We start from the raw sequence: 18,217 nt of genomic DNA on the forward strand, positions 1-18,217 counted from the left end.
AACTTTGAAGTTTCCTCAATGACTTCGTTCTGTTTGGCTTTCAGATTTTCAGAATAGAGAATCATTGCCGCCGTTACGGTTGGGTCGATGTAGGTATTTTGCGAATAAAGAAAACTTCCAAATCCTAAAAATAAAATGCTAAACTTTTTCATATTCTTGTTTTATGATTAATTCTGAAAAACTTATTTGATGTTCTTCGAGCTTTTGCGTAATCACCTTGAAAACATTTTTCCCTTTGTGTATTTTCTTCATCGTGTTGTAATAGGCAACGATTTTTTGGTCTAAAGGATTTTCATACAGATTGACCAGTGAAACAAGATTTTCAAGGCTGTCTCCAAAAATTTTTAAATCGGAAACAATGTTGATGAGTGCTTCATCATAATTGCCATACTTTTGCACATAATACTCTACAGCAGACTTCTCAGGTTTCTCCGTCGTGTAGGTCAGGTACTGCTCTATTGATACCTCGTTTCCATATACCTCTCCTTTTGAACCTCGTTTCAAGTAGAATTCTTTGAATCGGCTTCTCCCGAATTTATTGTTGAGATTATTGATGGTAAAAATCTTGTTTTGCTCTACTTTATTGAGCGATAGCAATGAAGCAATTTTATCAAAGTTGTCTTTGAACTTGGTTTGGTCAAGCAAAATGAATGTATCCGAGTTGTTGATGATACTATCTTTTACGACAGGATTGCCAATAATATCATCTAGTTCCTGCGTTACTACTACAGCCTCTCCCCAAAATTTCCTCACCGTTTTATATAAATAAAGGATGTAGCCTCCCATCAGTTTACTTGCGATAGCTTTCCAAGCTTCTTCAATTATTAAGGCTTTTCTGCGGTCTTTTCTAAGGCGCATTTTCTGAATGAACGTGTCCATAATAATGAGCGTGACAATCGGAAACAGTTTCGGATTATCCTTAACATTATCAATTTCAAAAACAATAAAAGATTCGTCAAAAAGCGTATTATCTGCACTTTCATTGAGCGTAGTTCCATACCTTCCACCCTTATAAAAATCTTTCAGGACAAACAAAAAAGTCCGCAGATTGAATTCTTTCTCTATGATATGGTGTTTCTTATTATTCAGGTAAATAGGAAGAAATTGATCGCAATAATCATAAAACCCATTGAACGACAGCTCTTTTACGACCAGCTTTTCTTCCAGTTCTTTAATTTTTCTGATAATGGACTTTCTAAATAATTGATTCCAATCTTCCGCTGAACTGGGTTGCCTGATGATATTATTCGACTTGATTAAAATCAACTGAGTTTCATTGTATATTTTCCTCCTTTCTTCATCGTTCAGCGTGTCATAAGCTTCATACACTTTATAGAAATTTTCGCTTTCATATTCCGGGTTATTGATGTTCTTGTCGGGATGATAAAATTTCAATAATTTTCTTCCCGCTTCCTTTATTTCATCGGAACTTGCATCGAAATTAATTCCTAAAATGTCATAGTAAGTATGCTGTCCTTTGGATTCATTTTCATATTCTGTAAATAAATCATCTTCGTAAATGTTGTATTTAGCAAGATAAAGAATGAGTTCTTCAGAAGTTTTATTTTCATACCACAGTGTTCCCGAGTTGAAATATCCGTGGTAATACGACATCAAAACATTATCTAAAATGGATTTTTGTGCGGATGACATTTCAGCATCAGGGCCTTGCCAAATAAGAAAAATTAGGTTGGTTAAAAATTCTATTTTTTCAATATTAAATTCTTTCTTATCCATTAGAAAAGGATTCATCGTGATTGGTTTTTCTTCTGTGTATTGGATGTATCTTCCTTCTGCGTATGAGCAAAGTCCAGAGTAGGAATCTCCGGTATCTACAATAACAACATCATAGTTATATGGTAAATATTGTTCAACAATCGTATTCATAATAAATGATTTTCCCGAACCAGACGGACCAACAACAAACTTGTTCCTGTTATTGATTCTTCCTGTCTTCATTGGTTGATCAGATGGATCGATTTTCAAGGGAACTCCTTGTCTGTCTGTGAATCTTAAGTAGAAATTGGATTCTTCATTGACGGGGTAACTTTCCTTAAAAAAAAAACACAAGGCCGCTTCGCTTGTCGTCATAAATAGATCGTATTCTCTGAGTTCTGTTCCGTTACCGGGAATCGCTGACCGAAAGAGTTCCAATTGGTTATAAGCGTTTTTAGAAACAATGATTCCTTTCGTAAAAAGCTTATTTTCAATCATCGACTGAATGTTCTCCATTTTTCCCAAAGTATCTGCGGAAAATAAGATGGAAAAATGAGCATTGACAACGAGCTGTCCATCAATGGCTATGTTGTGAAGCAGTGTCTGAATTTCATCTGCTATAATCGCGTTGGACGGAGAATTGTTGGCCGCTCCTTCGTGTTTTTTCTTTTTTTTGTCAAGTTCCCTTTGCTGTTGCGCCTGAAGAGGAATAGTAATGATCTGATTATAAACAATTGTCTCATAATCTTCCAGTTCATTGATAAAACTGAAATTATCCACTGCTGTTTCAGACGCTGCGCCGTTTCCTCCAAGAATTGAGTAAGGTTCAATCTCTGAAGGAAGGTCAATGTTTTCGACATCGACGTAAGAAATATTTTTCACGAATCGGTTACCAATCTGTAAATATTCATTGGTGCTTTTTATATTATCAAATGTCGGAGATTTGGTAAACTGCATGGACAAAACTCCGGAAATGTAGTATTCAAAATCTTTCTCGAATAAAAATTCAGGTTCACAATTATTCTGTTTCAAAAGCATCAATACTTTCAGGCACTTATCCCTTAATTCTTTGTAGCTTTTATCCGAAAAATGATAATGCTTCATTTTCTTTTTCAGCTTATCATCGATGATATCTGTAAACAAAAGCACTGTTTCTATGGTTTTGAAAAGCCTGCCGTCAAAATGCTCGGAGTATTTTTGTTGTAGAAATTGGTTGGATTGTTCTGCTGTATATTTTTTCTTGGAGAAAATATCGAGCTTCTGAACGATTCTTCCCTCTCCGATGATCGATACCACCTGATTCAAAACCGTATGAAAATGGAGATAACTGTCAGGATCTGCAGAATATTGCTCTACAATATTTTTTATCCTGATACCAATGATAGGGTTCCCGTATAGTCCGAAAAGAACATCAAAATCCCAATTGAAATCTTTTCCATAATCGTATCCAATAAATGGGATACTAAAGGCTTGTTTTTTTGCTGTTGCCATTCTTGAGAAGTTTATTATTATGTAATCTTTTTGGAAAAATTAAAATCTGATCGAAGTTTTTGGTTTTGTCGTAAAGACCGTAATTGTCCTGTCTTTTGAAAATGAAATAAACACCGCCTCCAGTCACTATAAGGCCAAGCAATGATCCTAGTAGACCCAACTTTGAGAGTATCAATGCCGCAACGACACCTCCTGCGATAACACCTCCTGCATAAAAAATATATTTTCCTTTCAGTCCGAAGAATACAAGAGGCTTTTTCAGCCCCTTGTAGAGATAGAATCCCATATTAAGCAAAGAATGCGGTTACAAATTCAGGAACGACAATCAAGAAGATCATTGCTCCACCATAACCAAGGATTTCTTTATTGACATCCTGATCTCCATTCGTCCACTTGTTATAGACTCGAAGACCACCAATGAATCCGACCAATCCTCCAACTGCTTTTAAAATTAGTTTGACGGGATCCCAGTAATCTCTGATGTCACTGGCTGCATTCGAGATTGCCGTTGCTCCACCTTGGGCAAACGCTGGGGTTAATGCCATGATGACCAAAGCTAGAGTCATTACTTTTTTTGTTGTCGTATTTTTTGCGAAGAAATTCTTCATCATAATTCAAATTTTATAAAAGGTTAGTAATAAAATGGATGTTAGATTTTGGGCATAGAAGTCCCGGACAACGAATCAAAATTCATTGTTAAGTCTTTAAATCAAACTGTTAATAATTATATAAGTTGACTACCTACATGATAGATTGGTAGATTTTATGTCCATCATTGTTGGCAACCAGCTGAACAAGAGTTTCGGAAAGATTCAGCATCGATTTCCATTCTTTTATTCTGCTATTTTCCTGAGCTGTATCTACCGTAATCGGTGATTGATGAAATACTTCAACAGGGTTCTTCTTTTCTTTCTCAACTGATAGTATTTCTTTTTGATCAATAAATACTTTAGTTGAATCAACTTCATCATGAAAAGGTTCGTTTTCATTTTGTACAGGATTGTTCTTTAATGAATTTTCAAATTCATCTAAATCTTGTTCAGACTCAAATCGTTCCTTTAAATATTCCAAATCCTGTCGTTCTTCCATTCCTTCACTGATTTCTGAATGTCTTTGATTTTTACTGAATGACTTTGGGGTGCTGATGTTTTCTACATCTTCAATCCCAACATTTTTAGTAAGATTTGCATACTGTTCGGAAATTTCAGACAAAGAAAATTCCTCCATTTCTACTTTATAGTTCTCTTTTCCTTTTTTTAGAAATAGATCATAAATGATGTTTCCTGAATAATATATCAGATAAACAGCCAAAATGCAAAGTGTAATTTTTATCATTTTTATTGAGGTTACAATGTTTAGTATTCAGTGAACTATATTTTACTTTTTACTTAAATATCAATATTTAGTGTTTCGTTGATGTATGTAATCAATTCATTGAATGAGTTTTTCACAGCATATTTCTGTTCATACGAAAGCTTTCTGGTATCTATCGTTTGTAGACAGTTTCTTTTGAAAACCGGATTGGTGAGAAGCATTCCATATTTTTTTAGCTCATTGTCCATACCATCTTGATTCAAGTATTTAAAGCCTTTATCATATCTAGAGCGGATAAAAATTCTCTCTGCCTGACTTTCCAGAAGTCCTAAAAAATTAACAAAGACCAAAGTCGATTTTGCCGACACATCGGAATACTCAAAAGGAATGATGATAAAATCACTGTAAATCAATAAATCGCTGTATTTGGCATCTAATGTACCTGCAAGATCAAACAGGGTGATCTCATCGCTTTCTTTTAAATTAATGATGGTCTCAAAATCCGAAAAAGGTTGATCGTCTTCTTCTCCTATAGTTTCTACATCGTACAATTTTGGAATCTCCAAAACTTCATCTTCTTTCCACTTGTGATAGAATGATTTTTGATAATCAAAATCAAAAACACTAAGTTTTCTTTTTGAAACAGTGGAAATATAATTGGCAAATGCGATGGCGAGTGTAGTTTTCCCTGTTCCTCCTTTTTGTGTGGCAAAAGTGATGATCATCGTTTTTCTTTTTTTTAAGTTTATTAGAAGCCAATCTGCGGCTTATCGGCCTTTCTTTTTACGTCGCTTTTTGAATTCATTTTCAGCCGGGTCTTTTGCATTTCCCGAACTCTTCATCAACTCAAACAGCATTTCATTTACCGCTTTACCAAATTCAGATTTTTCCTTGTTCTCAATTCGGGTTTCATTTGCTTGATTCGGATCTAGAAATTTTTGAAATTCCTTTTCTCCAATTAATAATCGAAGCTCTCCGATATAATGGTATCTGGTGTGAACAGTATATAGTTTTCCGTCCTCGCCTTTCGTTATTGAAATATTTTTTTCATCATTTATATTTTTTTTACTCTTGATAAAATCCTGTACCTCAAGCTGAACTTTTCTGTAGGTTTCCAAATCCTTCTTTCCCCGATTTTCAAAAAGCATAAAATCCTTTAGCTCTATTCCCTCATATTTTTTATTTAAGAATTCCAGCAATATTTTTTTTGATTCCTTACTCGGATTATTATAATCCTTCAGTATTTCAAAAGTTTTTTTATCCAGCGTATCCGAAGTGAATTCAAATAATTCGTTCATTTTCAAAAGATCACTTCCCTTAAATACTTTTTGTGTCTTATGGTCAATTGCAGTGTAGCCAAAAGGTTTATTACCGTATTTATGATGAAAAACCAGCTCAATTCCGAATACATCTTTCAGCTTTTTCTGAAGCTCACTTTCAAAACTTATTTTTATTCCTGAACGATCTTCATTCTCTAAAACTTTCTCTTTCGGAAGCATTGAGTCACTTTCCCTATTGTCTTCTACTTTAAAAACCTTGTTGGAACATAAGTCTTTGTATTTGCTCAGGATTGCTTTAATCTGTTTGGCTCTGCTGTCATTTTTATGATGATCATAAACAATTTGATTTCCGAAAATGGTCTTAAGTTTTATTCCATTTTTAAGAATGTCCAAAGCGTTTTCGTTTTGTTTATTTCTTATCAACTTAAAGCCATTTCTTCCTAATAAAGTTTCCAGCTGATGCAGAGAACTTATTTTATAATTCAGGAGTTTTGTAAGTTCTTCATCAGGTTTTATTTCATATAATTTTTCTAACGTGTTGCTTAAAGATTGCTGTGCTTTAAGCCTTTCATAACTGTCATTGATCTTTTTTCCTGTCTGCTGATCAACTCTGGTGGAAACAATGTGAACATGATTATTATCCGTATCATTATGATAAATAACAATGAATGGTTGTTCTGCATACCCCATATCATCCATAAAATTTTCCGCAACCTTTGCAAGTTCTTCTTTGCTGTGTTCCTGAAATTTTGTTGAAATAACAGCATGGAATTGTGGTTTTTTAACCCTATTATTATTTGAGATTGACTTCAAATAGTTTCGGACTTCCTGCTGACTGCTAGTTTCATTAATGAAGGAAGGGAAATTTTTCATTGTCATTAGTTCTCCGGTTCCTTTTTCTATTTTTTTATCATTGTACTTAACCCCATGAAAATCTGATCCTGAAGAGCTTAAAATCTTAATGATCATTGGCTATGAGCGAATAGATTTTGATAAAGATTTCGTTCTGTTCTCTTTTCAGAATTATAATCTCCGATAACCTATCCGAAAAATTTCTGAGTTCATTTTCGCTGATAAATTTTTGACCATTTGCTATTTTTGCATATTGATTGATGTTGGTCTCAATTTTTCCGAAAATATTATCTTGTTTTCAATGAACGCTAACACTTTTCTTCTCTCGTCATCCATCATTCTGTTTTCAACAGAATTAGTAATTAGACTCGTTAAAGAGATTTTTTTTTCTGAACAGACTTTTTTCCACTTTTCTTTTTGGATGATGGATATCCTTATTTTAATGGAATTTTTCTTCTCAAAATCCTTCTGATCCATCATTCAATTACATTCAGATAATTAATTGGAAAAGTGGTCATGCCTTTTATGGTACCGTTGAATTTTTCGATTTGATTTTTCCAAAGAAGCAGATTGAAATCAACGTTCGTTAATGAAATAATGCCCTGCTCTATTCCTGAACTAATTCCATTTGAGTTTCCACTTACTAAAATATTGTTCAGTGATCCCACACTGCCATCCGACATAAAACCTAAATCCCGTAATGGTTTTGAAAGATTCAGTATAACGTAGTTTGATGTTATGGGTGTTGAACAAATGATACTAACATCTAAATAGCCAATTGTTCCTATTCGCCTCGCATCGATTTGCCCGGTTATTCCAAGACCTGATGTTCCTAATCTATATATTCTAGTTGATAAGGTATGTTGGCGCGGATTTGTAGGAAAAGGAAGATATGTGTTCCACGAGGTTTGTTCAGAAATAGTATTTGCCGAAAGTGTTTCGTCCAATATGATGAGCGCATCGTAATAATTAGGCTCCCTAAACATCTGATTCCAATATTGTCCATTGAAATAGTAGTAACCTTCTTCTACAATATGAATGACTTGCCCCAAAAGATTTGACGCTGGCTGTGTCACGTAAACAATGGCACCTTTCTGCAATACTGAATAAGTTTTATTCGCAAGTTGATCACCTGTTATTCTTGGGGGAATAATTCCGTCATAATGATTGACATCATTTGGTTTTCCAACAACCTCAAAGGTAGACTCAGGAGATTGAGTATTAATGCCGACCTGTCCCTCGATTGAAATAGCTATTAACAGTAACAAGAAATAAATGAATTTGCTCATTGGTATTTTATTAAAATTTCTGAGACAAAATTGAATGATAAAATCTTCTAAAACAATAGCAGCCAAAGGGTTTAATCTAAAAACGAATAGTTTGGATTGAGCTGGAAATGATGGAGATTGAAAACGAAAGATTAGGTCGAATCTAGAATCTTATTGAAAATTTGGATAAAAATAAAAAAACAAGTTCCGCAGTTTTTTTACCCCTTTTTGCAAAAAAAGGCAAGATCGTCTTTGTAGTAAAACTTGAAAAGTTTGTGCGTACAAAGACACATCTTGCAAACAAAAGATAGTTATTATTTAGAGTTTTGAAAAATGATTTACATTACTGATAATCAACAAGTTTGATTCTCAAACTGTCTTTGTTGGGAAAGTATGGAAGTGAAGCATTTGATTATGAAGGAATAATAATAATAATAATAATAATAATAGTAATAATAATTGCTTGTAAAGTGAGAATTTCCTTATCGTATTGTAAATCAAACTGTAATGATTTTGACCTGTATCTAATTTACACAGGTGCGGGATTCCATCTGTATGTATTTTTAGCAGGTTTGATTATTGACATTATCCTATTTAATGCTGATGACCTATATCTGATTTACACAGATATGAACTCCAGCTGTATGTATTTTAGGCAGGTTCGACGCTTGAGATTTGCCTATTTTGCAGATAACTTGTATTTGATTTACGCAGGTATGGGATTCCACCTGTATTTGTATTACGCAGGTTTGATGATTGGAATTGTCTTATTTTATGAAGATGACCTGTATCTGATTTACGCATATATGAACTCCAGCTGTATGTATTTTAAGCATGTTTAATGATGTTTTCTTCTATTTATTCGGGTTAGCCCTTATGCTATTTCACACAGGTATGCTAACTAAACCTCACTTATTCCAATCAGTTTAAAAACTTTAATCTTACTCCTTTTTTTCAAGTTTATCAAATGACATCTATTTTTATTTTATTCAAGTTGTAAAACAATTAATACTATATTAGTTTTACGAACTATCACTTTACATGGATTTGAAACATCACCTAAAGCTTTTTTATACAGGTTTGCAGGTTATGAAATTTAAATTAATATCTACTATAATTATTTACTATAATCTTTAAACGATGCGGAATATTCCTCATGCAAAAGCCTACTTTTTTTAATTTTTCTAATTACTTTTCAAAAAAATCAAAGCATCCAACTAACTTTGGTATCCCAAAAGTTTTCTCATTTGGTAAAAAAACCTCTCAATCAATCTTAAATCTTGCGTAACAATTTCTGCATTTCCTCTTAATTCTTTATCAAATTTGAGAGTATTGTTATAGGAAGTCTTCAGACCTTTTGGAAGAAAAACATCGACATAATAATTTCCCGCATCATCAGGAATCAAAGAAATATTTTGGACTTTACCTTCGATAATTCCATATTCTTGAAAACGGTAATTGTCTAATTTAATTAAAACTTTCTGTCCTGTAAGAATCTTCCCTGAATTAACAGTCGGGACAGACATTCTTCCAACTAATTGATCAGTATGATCGGGTAAAATTGAAACAATTGGATCTCCTGTTTTTACAAATTGATTTTCACCAAAAAACTGCTGGAAACTTGCCATTCCATCCGTTGACGAAATGATCAAATATGTTTGTTCCCACTGTTTAAGTGACTTTCTCAGCTGTTCGAACAACTGCAAAGTCTGCGATGAATAGGTAATTTTGTCTTTTTCTGTGTTAATTGCAGTACCACTTTTTGTTCTATTGAGATTAGAAATGCTTTCTTGTATCTGAGACAGAGAAATACTGATATTTTCTAAATTTTGTTGAGCTTGAAGATACTTTAATTTTTCATTTTCAAGTTCAACCGCTGCTATTACTCCTTGATTAAACAATTCCTGCGATCTTTGGTAATTCTTTCGAGTAAGTTCAGTTTTTGCCGCTTCAAGATTTCTTTGCTGTCTTAGTGCTGTTATTCTATTTTTTGACTCTGATATACTTTGATTAGCTGCAATGTTTTCAGGAGCATAAGGCTGCAATCTTGTGAACAAATTTTCATCCTGAAAAGCTTTTGCAAAACTGTTATATTCACCCTGAAGCTCACCTAATTTAAAATGAGAAACTTCACTAACAGGGAATGAAAGCAATTTATCTGATGCTATTGAATCCACTATTTTTTTTAACTTTAATACATCCTCATAATGTGCTGTAGACTGTAGTACGAGCAATACATCTCCTTTTTTTACCTTTTGATGATCTTTTATAAATATCTTTTCGATTTTTGAACTGCCCCTGGCTTCAATTTTTTCTGGTGGGTTTTGAGATGTTACAATAATGGGAGCCGGAACAAATTCAGGATACTTTATTATATAGCTCATCAACAAAATCATAAGTACTATGATAAAAATTAAAGTATTTCCCCATCGAATCATCCAGTTCGGCGGATGACTAAGTACCTCTTGAACAGATTCGGAACGAAGATTAACATCTTCAAAGTTTGTATTTTCCATTCGTTTACTTTTTGACTATAAATCCTTCAAAAAGAAGATAGTATAATAGTTCCTCGACTAATTCAGGGTTATTAAGTCGCTCATTGATTGATTGATTATTAATTTCGGCTAATTCACTTAAGAAGCAGAAATCTCCTTCTATAATATTTTTTTTAACTCCGTATTCAAAAACTGTCTCTAATTCTTTCGTACAATGTATTTTCACCCCTTCTCTAAATAAAAATCCTTGATTTTCTAACTGTGGTGGAGTAATATTTGCACTCAATGCCCCGCTAAAGTTTAAAAGTGATCTGTACTTGTTTTTGTATTCTAATTCTTTACTAACATTTTTAATATCAATATTATCTAATGACGAAATTAGCAGATTTTTACAGTGATTTATATCATTTAAATTATTGATATTTTTTCTTAAATCTTTATTTTCATTCTTGAGTAGTTTAATACTTTTTTCTAACAAATCAAATACACTATAATGGACAATGCTTATCGTTAGATGTAATGATTCTTCATCACTTGTCTTAACCTCATGTGCCATACCCCTTGGAACATACAAGAGATCTCCCTCCTGCAAGACAATTTCTTCTCCATTAAAATTATTTGTTTTTATTTCATCAAGGATGTATTCATGTGAAAAATCGACAGGATAGGTATTTTCAATCTCAGGAAAAATCTTCCATTTTTTAGAACCATAAATCTGAAGGATAAAAACATCTTGTATATCATAATGCATTGGGAATGCCTGACTTTCCTTTGGAGTTAGATACACATTTGTTGATATATTATCTACAAATTTGAGCTTTTCTGCAAGATCAATTTCTAAATTTAATAAGTTTCTATCATGACGTGATACATCATCTATCACAATGGTGTATCCCTCCCCAAAGAGTTCCAAAGCTTTACCAATATTTATTTGAAATTCATTGTTTGCGCCATCGTAAATAGAATAAGTTTTTTTATCTAAGACGCTACCTAACTTTGATATTTTAAAATATTTCTGAGAAAATGTGTTCTCGTTTATTAAATTATCAAATGCTTCAATACTGAAAATATTTTTGTAAAATCTGTTGTCACTACGGCTAATATATAGATGTTTATGACCATAGTAATCTTGCATAAACATCTCAAATTCCATTCCTGTGAGGAGATACTCTAAAGAAATATTTTTATTCATTTTTTTTTGAATTTCACTTTGTTCAAATATTGTTTTGTAAAATAATAGGATTTAAATTCATTAAATCTTTGCTTGGAATCAAAACTCCGGTTGAGTGACATATGAATCAGATCACTTGTATATTTATATAAATTAGATATTCCAGATATAGAATCAGTGTCAAGATTAAAATCCTGTAGTAAATTGCTGTTGACCACAATTTGATTTTTTAATTCAGAATATTCTTTATTGAATGCCTTTCTCATATCAGAATTAAAATTAAATTCTCTAGAAAAAGATTGAATATTAATTTCACATAGTTGCAGCATATTGTCAAGTGATAAATTAAATATATTGCAATAATTCACAATTTTAGATATTGCATATACTCGTTCATCTATATCCATTTTATCGAAAATAAACTTATCTAAATAATCCTTACTGTCAATATAAAAAAATCTTTCTGCCAGTTCCATATATTGATAACCTCCGTATCTGTTAATTTCTTGATTATAAGTGCAGATTTTATAATCATATACTAGTAATTCTGATTTCAAATTTTGTGCGATAAGAATATTTTCCTTGATCACATCAATATTAGAGGTTTTTAATCTCAATCGAATATGGTTTTTAGGGAAATTGTATCTAACAAAAAAAAACTGGTCAGTCTTGCTCAAATTTTCTTTATAATATGATAAAATATCATTTTCTGAACTTTTTTTACAATAAAGTTCAATAAAAAACCATTCTGATACAATTGCTGAATTTATAGGATACTCATTATGAAAAACTTTTGGAGCACTAATGACATTTTCTTTGACATTTAGATTCTTTACACAAGTAATGATTTCATGACAATAAGATTGACTATCGTCATCTTCTACTATAGGTAAATAAAAGTCATAAATATGTTCTTTAATGTAAAATAATCTTTTTTCCAACAATTGATCATACAATACTTTAAGTTCCTCATCAGACAATCCAATTACTGAATATCCCTTTTGATCAGGTATCAAGATATGACTAGAGAAATTATGACTCTCTATTTGAACTAATAACTTGATTTTGAAATCGTCGAAATCTTTATAACTCCCAAACGTCAGTAGCATTTGAGCGGGCGAAAGTAAAATCTCATCGTCAAGAAAAATTCTCGGTATATACTCAGTAAATACATTCTGCTGATTATTGAAGTCAAAATTAGTAGAATAAATTTCACCGTTCTGAAATTGTAAATCGCAGAGAAATTTATACAAATCGTTGCTGCAGTTCGAATAATCTATGGCTGAAGTAATTTTTGGAATAACAATTTTATTAAGAGTTTTTGAGTACAGATTAAATTTATTACCGTCGAAATTTATGAATAAATCATTCAAAGGAATATTATTTGCTGTAGGTAAAGTATTAATTGCTATAGAATATTTGTAATATTGTTCTTTTGCATAAATATTTTTCGCTCTTGTTTGAGGAAGATAATTAATCTCGGCAAACACTGTTTTATCATATATACTTTGCTCGAAATCGGATATTTCCCTTAATAATTCTCCAGTTTTGGTTTGAAACCTTGTAAGCATTGGAATTGACGAAGCACCACCCAAGGATTTCATGAAAATTAACTCTTTACCAGTTTTATTACACTTTAACATTTCATACATTACACCAAAAGTTGACGGCAACTCAATTTCAGAGATATCGACTGTGAAATCCTTTGAATATAGATCAATGCTTTTTTTACTGCTAAATACCTTTTCTAAGATTTTAGAATGCATAAGTGTACCAGTAGTTTGGCTAGCTGTCTTATCTTCATACTCTGCACCATAGTTAAGGTCAAATACTTTTCCAAGAGGTGTATATCCATCACAAAACAAGTGATAATAATCGTTGCCGAATTTTTGTAATCTATTTTTTACTGGAGTTTTATTCTTGTTTAAAGAAATACTAAATGATATATATCTTTCTACCTTTTTCAGAACATTTTGATTAATAACACCAGATTCTTGGGAGAAACTGGTAATGGAGAAATAATTTTTATTATCTACTTCGAAATCCTTCTTTATTTCATCTAAGGTTTTAAGATATTGTGCTTTAAACTGCTCTATTGCATTCTCACTATTAAGTGTACAATTACCTAAAATACCATATTTTTTTCCAACTGATTTACTTATAGAGTTTTCATATGGAGTAAAAAGAAAATCATTAATGAGAATCCCTGATTCAATAACTTCAATCAGAAATCCAGTAACCTCTTCTTCGCCAAATCCAGATTTAGCTAGCTCTTCGATAAATTCAATAACTGTTTTACCATTTTTAAAAAAATCAACAAGCCAACCTAAATTTTCATCATCGTCCACAGATGCATATTCCTCATATAAAATTCCCTCCTGAGTCAGTTTTGTTTTGACGAAATTAATCTTATCTCCAAAATATTTATTTAAGGAAGGATTTGAAAAATATAAAGAATTGTCGGGCCAACTTAAATCATTTTGACTAAACTTGACTTTTGACAAAAAATGATGATCCCATAAAACATCAAGTTGGAAGTAATTATTTTTCTTGCTTAAAAAAGTCTCCTCGGTATTACATCTTAGTAAATCAACTGAGCTAAACAGACCAAATGGAACTGCATTAAAATGAGATCTGTTAAAATATTTAGTAAGCGACTTTTTGTATTTTTCAACTTTTCCCTTTTCGATATCTTCATACAAAGACTTAGAAGCTATTAGGATTGCTGTTTGAAATAGTTTACTTTCTTTATAGAACTTTACAATGTCACCTTTACTTTTTTCGAAATTTTGTATAGGAAGATTTGCTGCTCTGACCACAGCAGTATTAAAATATTCAAACATCATGCGAGATTAAAATATGAAATCCAGTTTCTATCAATTTTATTTTCAATTGTGAGATTAGTTAATGCTATACCTGCTGCGCCTTCTAACAAATTAATTTCATCTACATACAGACCTTTATGAAAAGCTTTAAATTCCGAATAATTCTTAGTGTGGTTTTTTAAATATTCTTTCCAAACCAAAATATTAGTTTTATCGGAGTTTTTAAATTTATCGTAGTACAACCAATATTGTAAAAGTACTCCAGAAATACCATGACATATCCCAACATCACTAATATCACCTTTATTTAAATCAAAATCAAAAGTTCTGCTAATTAAATGCTTTCCCTTCCTAGATAAAATTTCATCCTCGTTGATAGTTGCTATATTAATTAGTGAATTACCAATACCCAAATCACCTTGACACCAAGCCATTCTACTCTTAATAATTTGGTTATCAATTGTACTAAAGAAATTTGGATATAGAAAAGTTTCGTTTTTTAACTCATACTTAGTTAAAAAATTCAATAATTTATGTAAGCTAGAATTAAAATATTTTTTTTCAAACTGAACATATTTATTTGATATAAATAAAGCATTTATTAGACCCGCTATACCATGTGCCAAACCAAAATAAATTGTTTCAGATCCATCATGCTCTACTTGCTTAATGACATTCTCAAAATTGATTTGAACATTTTTCAATAAAGTATTATAGTAATCTGAAACAATTGCTTTTGAATGTTCAGATTGTACAGATTTATGTCTTTCAATAAAATATTGGCCTATACCTAATGAGCCGTGAAGAAAATCATAATCTAAAATATTCGATTGAGATTTCAAGAAATCTAAAAGTATATCATCCATATCAGATAAATAAGAATCGTCAATCGAAACAATATTTGTTAAATTGGTTAGTAGAATCCCATAACCAGCCAAACCGGAACAAATTGAGGGCAGAGTCTCCTCCTCAGAAATTATACTTTCAATCTTCTCCACTATGTTTGCAAGTTTTGGAGAATATTCTTGAGAATCATAATCCACCATAAATTTATAAAATAGTCCTACGCCGGAAAGACCATTTAAAAGACCTATTCTTCTTTCCTCCTCAATTTTTGACCAAATAAATTCTTCTATTTTGAAAATCTCGTTATACATAAAATAAAGGGTTATTTAGATTCACAATTTTCAAATTTATAATTCTCATCTTCAATGTAATAATTGTTATTTTTCCAGAATTCCTGATTTTCTTTTGGATAAAAATCTTGTTTTAGTTTTATTATAGGTCGATCATATTCTTTCACTTTGCTGACAGTGATATCTTCCGACATTAGATAAAATCCTCCATATCGTGTTGCAATCACCTTATTATCTTTCAAATAATTATCCTTATCAATTTGCTTATAGAAATTAATAAAATATTTACCACTAGCTTCTTTGTAAGTTTCAATAATTTTGTGAAATGATTGAATAGGATATTTCATGTGTTTATTTTGACTCACCTGTCTCACAATACAGTGTTCATATCTCAAAACTGCAAAAGATTTTGAATCTATATATATTGAACCAATTGAACTTATCGGAGCGGGATATCCAAATCCTGTTGAATATGTTCCAGGAGAATTGTTTACAAAATCTATTTTATATACTCTTCGTCCATCGTATTCAATAATTTTTTTGTTACTTAAATCGTACGAATTTGTTCTATAAAGAACATTGGCTTTGCTCAATATAATATCTCTGTTCAGCTGAACCCATAAATTTCCTACCCCCCCCCATTTATCTTTTTCAGAATTTTTTGTATGACTTTTATTTTGAAGAATCTCACCAAAAATTCCTTTTTCAGCATTGTTTGAACTATTTAATCCATTTTTATTAAATGTTTCTACTAATGCTCCCTCTCTATAGGACAAAGTATCATTTTCGTTGTAGCGATTAACACTCACATAGAACTTTTGGTTATAGGGAGATTGTATATAATTACTTTCAACATTTTGTTTAGCTTTCTCTAAAATTTCTTCAGCAGATAAAGTTTTCTGGCTTTTTATGACAACTTCTTCTATCTGAGTTATTTTTTCTGATGATTCGATCAAATCAAAAATTAATTCTTGAGATATTTTTTTCACTTGGATGGAATCATTCTTGTAACCTATTGCAGAAACTACTAGATAATCTGTACTTAATTGACTTTTTGAAATAATAAACTCACCTTTTTCATTTGCAACAACACTCTTATTGTTAGATTTATAATAGACATCTGCATATGCAATAGGAGTTTTCTTTAGTTTATTAAGAATAATTCCTCTAATTTTCAAGTCATTATTAATCTGTACGTTAACGTTGCTAGTCTTTTTATATGTCACCATTACTGGAGGATACATTTTTGGAATGAAGTAAATGCCATCATACACATTTTTCCATTTCATTATGATTGGAAGATAACCAAGAGTTGAAGAATAAAATTCTTCATTAGGATAATTTTTTAAATCAACTAAAGTAGCTTTTGAATTTTTCGAGAACAATTCAAATTCAATACTATTTTGTGGTGGAGTTAAAATGGGGGTTATATTTTCATGTCCGCCCAAATAGTTGCCTGAGTAAGCAGTAAACGCTAAAGAATATAACTGATCTTTATAATATTCTTTAAGAATTTTTCCTAATGGGATCGAATTTTGCAGATCATTTATTTCGTTTATGTTGTCTTGTAAAGATGATTCATTATGACTAGTCAATTCTTTTTCTTGAACATACATTCTTTTCAAATAATCTTGGGTAATATCTGTAAATTTAAATAGGCTTAAATCATTTGCGATATGATAGTTAGCAGCCCAAAAAATAAGTTTTTCATTTTTTAATTCTTTTTGCAAAAAAATGAAATTTTCCGCCATTTGTTGATCTCTCGGATTTTGGACAGGAAAATTCACTCCATTCTGTTTCTTTATTGTGTAATCAACTTCAGCTTTTGAACTTTTGAAGGCTTGTATAATAACTTTATCTTTAAAATCAGTATTTCTTATCATTTGAAATACTTTTAAAAATTTATTGTAAATCGTATAGAGTTTGTCAACCTCATTCTTACTATTTTTCAGGTATTCTAAATCTCTATTTATTAATGTTTTATCTACCACCTGAAAATCAGTTTCATTCAATGAGATATTATTTTTGTTTAACAGTTCTTTCAGATCTTCCAAGTAATATTGTTGAAAAAGCTCTCCCTCTTGACAATCAACCCCTAAAATTTTCATATCTGAATTTTGTTTCACATAAGAAAGAAGTTCTTGAAAAGCTTTTGTATTTGACCAAATTGAAAAAACACTTTGATTGTAAATATCAATATCATTATTATTTTTGTACAATTCCCATGCTTTAAAGTTGTCATAGAAACCTGCTTCAAATAATATCGTTTTAAAATCGCTATCAGAATGCAACTGCTTGATGATCTTAATTTTCTCATCAACTACAGCTCCATCTCCGTGAGTAGGTTCACCAAGTAGAATATAATTAAAACTTCCTATTTTTTTTTGTTGAGCGAGGTTAAAATTAAAACTAAATATCAAAATAATTAATGCAAAAGATTTATTCATAAGTTTATAAGTTGAAATAAAATAGTTAAATAAAAAAAAATGAATTTACAAAAAGTAAACTCATTCTTTTATTTTAAACTAGAGAGTTTTTACCCTACAGAGTTATCTAAATCATGATCATGTCTAGGTGGAAAAGACGGTCAAATTGACCACCTAATTTCGGAGTAAATTGACCACTGATTTCGGAGCAAAGTGACCACCACTTTCCGGTCCAAAATGACC

The 18,217-nt window shown here is 31.3% G+C and carries 14 protein-coding genes; 1 reads left to right on the forward strand and 13 read right to left on the reverse strand.

Annotation, left to right across the window (positions count from 1 at the left end; translation table 11 throughout):
* Positions 1–138: 138 nt before the first annotated feature.
* The 8 genes from B5X64_RS21350 to B5X64_RS21385 all read right to left on the reverse strand — a co-directional run bounded on the left by B5X64_RS21350 (position 139) and on the right by B5X64_RS21385 (position 7,942).
* A complete protein-coding gene (locus tag B5X64_RS21350; protein WP_079467148.1) occupies positions 139–3,207 on the reverse strand; it encodes a TraG family conjugative transposon ATPase in 3,069 nt (1,022 codons plus the stop codon).
* Entirely contained in the window at positions 3,179–3,493 is a 315-nt protein-coding gene (locus B5X64_RS21355; RefSeq protein ID WP_079467149.1) for a DUF4133 domain-containing protein, read from the reverse strand. Before B5X64_RS21355 ends, B5X64_RS21350 begins: the two co-directional genes overlap by 29 nt.
* A gap of 1 nt (position 3,494) precedes the next feature.
* A complete protein-coding gene (locus B5X64_RS21360) occupies positions 3,495–3,815 on the reverse strand; it encodes a DUF4134 domain-containing protein (RefSeq protein ID WP_420808116.1) in 321 nt (106 codons plus the stop codon).
* Between the two features lie 133 nt (positions 3,816–3,948).
* On the reverse strand, positions 3,949–4,542 hold the full coding sequence (locus B5X64_RS21365; RefSeq protein ID WP_123920715.1) for a hypothetical protein: 594 nt from the start codon (positions 4,540–4,542) through the stop codon (positions 3,949–3,951).
* Positions 4,543–4,595: 53 nt separating this feature from the next.
* Positions 4,596–5,246: a ParA family protein gene (locus B5X64_RS21370; protein WP_079467152.1), complete on the reverse strand. Its 651-nt coding sequence runs from the start codon at positions 5,244–5,246 to the stop codon at positions 4,596–4,598.
* A gap of 42 nt (positions 5,247–5,288) precedes the next feature.
* Positions 5,289–6,770: a relaxase/mobilization nuclease domain-containing protein gene (locus B5X64_RS21375; protein ID WP_079467153.1), complete on the reverse strand. Its 1,482-nt coding sequence runs from the start codon at positions 6,768–6,770 to the stop codon at positions 5,289–5,291.
* Between the two features lie 123 nt (positions 6,771–6,893).
* Positions 6,894–7,133 carry a hypothetical protein gene (locus B5X64_RS23110; RefSeq protein ID WP_228419062.1) on the reverse strand — a complete coding sequence of 80 codons (240 nt, stop codon included), beginning with the start codon at positions 7,131–7,133 and terminating at the stop codon, positions 6,894–6,896.
* Positions 7,130–7,942, reverse strand: coding sequence for a hypothetical protein (locus tag B5X64_RS21385; RefSeq protein ID WP_123920714.1), 813 nt, complete (start codon positions 7,940–7,942; stop codon positions 7,130–7,132). The genes B5X64_RS23110 and B5X64_RS21385 overlap by 4 nt, the downstream gene beginning before the upstream one ends.
* A gap of 449 nt (positions 7,943–8,391) precedes the next feature.
* Between B5X64_RS21385 and B5X64_RS21390 the strand changes: the two genes are divergently transcribed.
* Positions 8,392–8,763 (forward strand): hypothetical protein, encoded by a 372-nt coding sequence (locus B5X64_RS21390; RefSeq protein ID WP_123920713.1) that lies wholly within the window; start codon positions 8,392–8,394, stop codon positions 8,761–8,763.
* Between the two features lie 375 nt (positions 8,764–9,138).
* Here B5X64_RS21390 and B5X64_RS21395 read toward each other — a convergent pair whose 3' ends face one another.
* From B5X64_RS21395 to B5X64_RS21415, 5 genes are read right to left on the reverse strand one after another with little or no spacing between them, the layout of a single operon-like run.
* Complete coding sequence (locus B5X64_RS21395) at positions 9,139–10,437, reverse strand: HlyD family secretion protein (RefSeq protein WP_079467156.1); 1,299 nt, start codon at positions 10,435–10,437, stop codon at positions 9,139–9,141.
* Positions 10,438–10,441: 4 nt separating this feature from the next.
* A complete protein-coding gene (locus B5X64_RS21400; RefSeq protein ID WP_079467157.1) occupies positions 10,442–11,608 on the reverse strand; it encodes a JmjC domain-containing protein in 1,167 nt (388 codons plus the stop codon).
* Entirely contained in the window at positions 11,605–14,433 is a 2,829-nt protein-coding gene (locus B5X64_RS21405; protein WP_079467158.1) for a lantibiotic dehydratase, read from the reverse strand. The genes B5X64_RS21400 and B5X64_RS21405 overlap by 4 nt, the downstream gene beginning before the upstream one ends.
* Complete coding sequence (locus B5X64_RS21410; RefSeq protein ID WP_079467159.1) at positions 14,430–15,569, reverse strand: lanthionine synthetase LanC family protein; 1,140 nt, start codon at positions 15,567–15,569, stop codon at positions 14,430–14,432. The genes B5X64_RS21405 and B5X64_RS21410 overlap by 4 nt, the downstream gene beginning before the upstream one ends.
* A gap of 11 nt (positions 15,570–15,580) precedes the next feature.
* Positions 15,581–17,995 carry an erythromycin esterase family protein gene (locus B5X64_RS21415; RefSeq protein ID WP_079467160.1) on the reverse strand — a complete coding sequence of 805 codons (2,415 nt, stop codon included), beginning with the start codon at positions 17,993–17,995 and terminating at the stop codon, positions 15,581–15,583.
* Between the last annotated feature and the right edge of the window lie 222 nt (positions 17,996–18,217).

Source organism: Chryseobacterium balustinum (assembly GCF_900168205.1).
GTDB classification, from domain to species: Bacteria; Bacteroidota; Bacteroidia; order Flavobacteriales; family Weeksellaceae; genus Chryseobacterium; species Chryseobacterium balustinum.